Here is a 2,349-nt window from a genome sequence, read left to right as displayed (position 1 = left end):
AACAGCCCGTAAAGGCCCGATTATACGAACACAGACTAAGAACGCCACGTCCTGTGGCAACGTCGGCACTAGTACGTCCTGTACGTCGGAGGTCATAAGCCGATCTGTCAGTAAGGTCAAAGTACAACCTTTCTGCCAGTTCGTCTTATGCTTGTCGCCCCTGGGCAAGGCGCTTCCGCATTTCTAGGAGCAGTGTTTTTTTCTATAGAAAAACCAACATTGATTTAATAACTTTATAGTGGAACGATCCTTTTCTAAAAAGGCCCTCTGCATTTGATTTAGAAACCATCCAGGCATACAAATACCTCCTTAATAGGAATTCGGAATTGAAAGAATCTATAAAGAAGCGTAGGGGAATAAACTTCTTAATTGTAAAATTAAAATGGTTATCAAACTTATTACAATAAGAAAAGGTATATATAACATATGCTATAATAGGTTGTCATGTTCACATAAATTTAGAGGGGAAAAATGGGATGGATGACTTAGAACTGCAAAAGTTAGTTGAGGACATTTCACTTCAAAGCTTTGGAAATCCGTTTCGGCATAAAGCTTGTTTTAATGGAAGGCTTAGGTCGACAGGCGGGCGTTATATGCTTGACACCCATAATATAGAGATAAATAGGAAATACTTAGATCAGCTCGGGTTTGAGGAATTATGCGGAATTATTAAACATGAGCTTTGCCATTATCACCTTCATATTGAAGGAAAAGGATACAAGCATCGAGATCGGGATTTTAGACTTTTAATGAAAGCCGTTGGAGCACCAAGATTTTGCTCTCCTCTACCAGAACGCACAAAAAAGACCATGCTTAAAAGAGTTATCATATATGCTTGCAAAGATTGCGGGCAATTATATGAACGGAAAAGAAGTATTAATACACAAAAATATGTTTGCGGAAAGTGTAAAGGGAGATTAAGAAAAATTGAAGAATTAAAACAAGGGTAATTTCTCTAAAGTAAATTAGATAAATTTACATAAAACTATAGAAGATTTTTTAAAAAAACTTTCTTGACTTTTAATGTCTAGGTTTTTATAATAGTAAGAGTCGACAAGATGCTTTAGTGAGAAAAACACAGCGTTTTGTTAAATATTCCGCAGTAGCTCAGTGGTAGAGCATTCGGCTGTTAACCGAACGGTCGTAGGTTCGAATCCTACCTGCGGAGCCATTTATGGGGAAGTACTCAAGAGGCTGAAGAGGCGCCCCTGCTAAGGGTGTAGGTCGCGTAAGCGGCGCGAGGGTTCAAATCCCTCCTTCTCCGCCAGAGATATTTATGTATGGCCCATTGGTCAAGCGGTTAAGACACCGCCCTTTCACGGCGGTAACACGGGTTCGAATCCCGTATGGGTCACTTTAATAAAAAATTTAATATGGTCCGGTAGTTCAGTTGGTTAGAATGCCTGCCTGTCACGCAGGAGGTCGCGGGTTCGAGTCCCGTCCGGACCGCCATATAAACTTCAATGGGCTATAGCCAAGCGGTAAGGCATCGCACTTTGACTGCGACATGCGTTGGTTCGAATCCAGCTAGCCCAGCCATTTTTTAAAAAAACATCTTCGAAGCCCTGCTTCGCCGAATGGTTTTTTAAAAAAATGCGACAAAGACCGCAGGACTTTGGAGCAAGATTATGACTACAACATCTTATACCGAGCCATTAGCTCAGTCGGTAGAGCATCTGACTTTTAATCAGAGGGTCGAAGGTTCGAGTCCTTCATGGCTCACCACCTTAAACAAAAAAGTCGGATAAGCGATTAATTTCTTTGTTTAAGATTCTTATTTGCGGGTGTGGCGGAATTGGCAGACGCACCAGACTTAGGATCTGGCGCCGCAAGGCGTGGGGGTTCGACTCCCTTCACCCGCACCAATAAATACCAGTTGAATTTCGTTTTGATGTTTGGTACTATAATCTTTGTCGCTTCTTATGAAGCGGTCGTGGCGGAATGGCAGACGCGCTAGGTTGAGGGCCTAGTGGGGGCAACCCCGTGGAGGTTCAAGTCCTCTCGGCCGCACCAAAAAAAGTTGTTGACATTCGAAACAAAACAAGATATACTATAAAAGTTGCTTTAATAAATGCGCCCGTAGCTCAATTGGATAGAGCGTCTGACTACGGATCAGAAGGTTATGGGTTCGACTCCTTTCGGGCGCGCCATATACGGGAAGTAGCTCAGCTTGGTAGAGCACTTGGTTTGGGACCAAGGGGTCGCAGGTTCGAATCCTGTCTTCCCGACCATTAGAATTAATAAAATGATATTGCGGGTGTAGTTTAGTGGTAAAACCACAGCCTTCCAAGCTGTTGATGAGGGTTCGATTCCCTTCACCCGCTCCAGAAGATAGTTCTTTGAAAACTG

2 protein-coding genes and 11 tRNA genes are annotated in these 2,349 nt (G+C 42.8%); 12 read left to right on the top strand and 1 reads right to left on the bottom strand.

Annotated features, from left to right (window positions below; all coding sequences use genetic code 11):
* Nucleotides 1-183 precede the first annotated feature (183 nt).
* Entirely contained in the window at nucleotides 184-297 is a 114-nt protein-coding gene (gene cmpA / locus V7127_RS18055) for a cortex morphogenetic protein CmpA (protein WP_335345490.1), read from the bottom strand.
* Between the two features lie 179 nt (nucleotides 298-476).
* Between cmpA and V7127_RS18050 the strand changes: the two genes are divergently transcribed.
* The 12 genes from V7127_RS18050 (at nucleotide 477) to V7127_RS17995 (ending at nucleotide 2,327) form a co-directional block, all read left to right on the top strand.
* Nucleotides 477-950: a SprT family protein gene (locus V7127_RS18050; RefSeq protein WP_335345489.1), complete on the top strand. Its 474-nt coding sequence runs from the start codon at nucleotides 477-479 to the stop codon at nucleotides 948-950.
* Between the two features lie 146 nt (nucleotides 951-1,096).
* Nucleotides 1,097-1,171, top strand: a tRNA-Asn gene (locus tag V7127_RS18045).
* 5 nt (nucleotides 1,172-1,176) lie between these two features.
* Nucleotides 1,177-1,267: transfer RNA gene (locus V7127_RS18040), tRNA-Ser, on the top strand.
* Between the two features lie 15 nt (nucleotides 1,268-1,282).
* Nucleotides 1,283-1,354 (top strand) — tRNA-Glu (locus V7127_RS18035).
* 21 nt (nucleotides 1,355-1,375) lie between these two features.
* Nucleotides 1,376-1,452 (top strand) — tRNA-Asp (locus tag V7127_RS18030).
* Nucleotides 1,453-1,464: 12 nt separating this feature from the next.
* Nucleotides 1,465-1,539: transfer RNA gene (locus V7127_RS18025), tRNA-Gln, on the top strand.
* Nucleotides 1,540-1,649: 110 nt separating this feature from the next.
* Nucleotides 1,650-1,725: transfer RNA gene (locus V7127_RS18020), tRNA-Lys, on the top strand.
* 55 nt (nucleotides 1,726-1,780) lie between these two features.
* Nucleotides 1,781-1,865: transfer RNA gene (locus tag V7127_RS18015), tRNA-Leu, on the top strand.
* Nucleotides 1,866-1,927: 62 nt separating this feature from the next.
* A tRNA-Leu gene (locus tag V7127_RS18010) sits at nucleotides 1,928-2,013 on the top strand.
* A gap of 60 nt (nucleotides 2,014-2,073) precedes the next feature.
* Nucleotides 2,074-2,150, top strand: a tRNA-Arg gene (locus tag V7127_RS18005).
* A 4-nt stretch (nucleotides 2,151-2,154) separates the two neighbouring features.
* A tRNA-Pro gene (locus tag V7127_RS18000) sits at nucleotides 2,155-2,231 on the top strand.
* 22 nt (nucleotides 2,232-2,253) lie between these two features.
* Nucleotides 2,254-2,327 (top strand) — tRNA-Gly (locus tag V7127_RS17995).
* Nucleotides 2,328-2,349: the final 22 nt, after the last annotated feature.

This window comes from Bacillus sp. JJ1773 (assembly GCF_036962035.1).
GTDB lineage: Bacteria > Bacillota > Bacilli > Bacillales > Cytobacillaceae > Cytobacillus.
This window is presented reverse-complemented; position numbering and strand designations above follow the sequence as displayed.

What these genes read in the sequence shown, in the direction of transcription:
- cmpA (WP_335345490.1), bottom strand. Translation starts at nt 297, where the DNA reads ATGCCTGGATGGTTTCTAAATCAAATGCAGAGGGCCTTTTTAGAAAAG.
- V7127_RS18050 (WP_335345489.1), top strand. Translation starts at nt 477, where the DNA reads ATGGATGACTTAGAACTGCAAAAGTTAGTTGAGGACATTTCACTTCAA.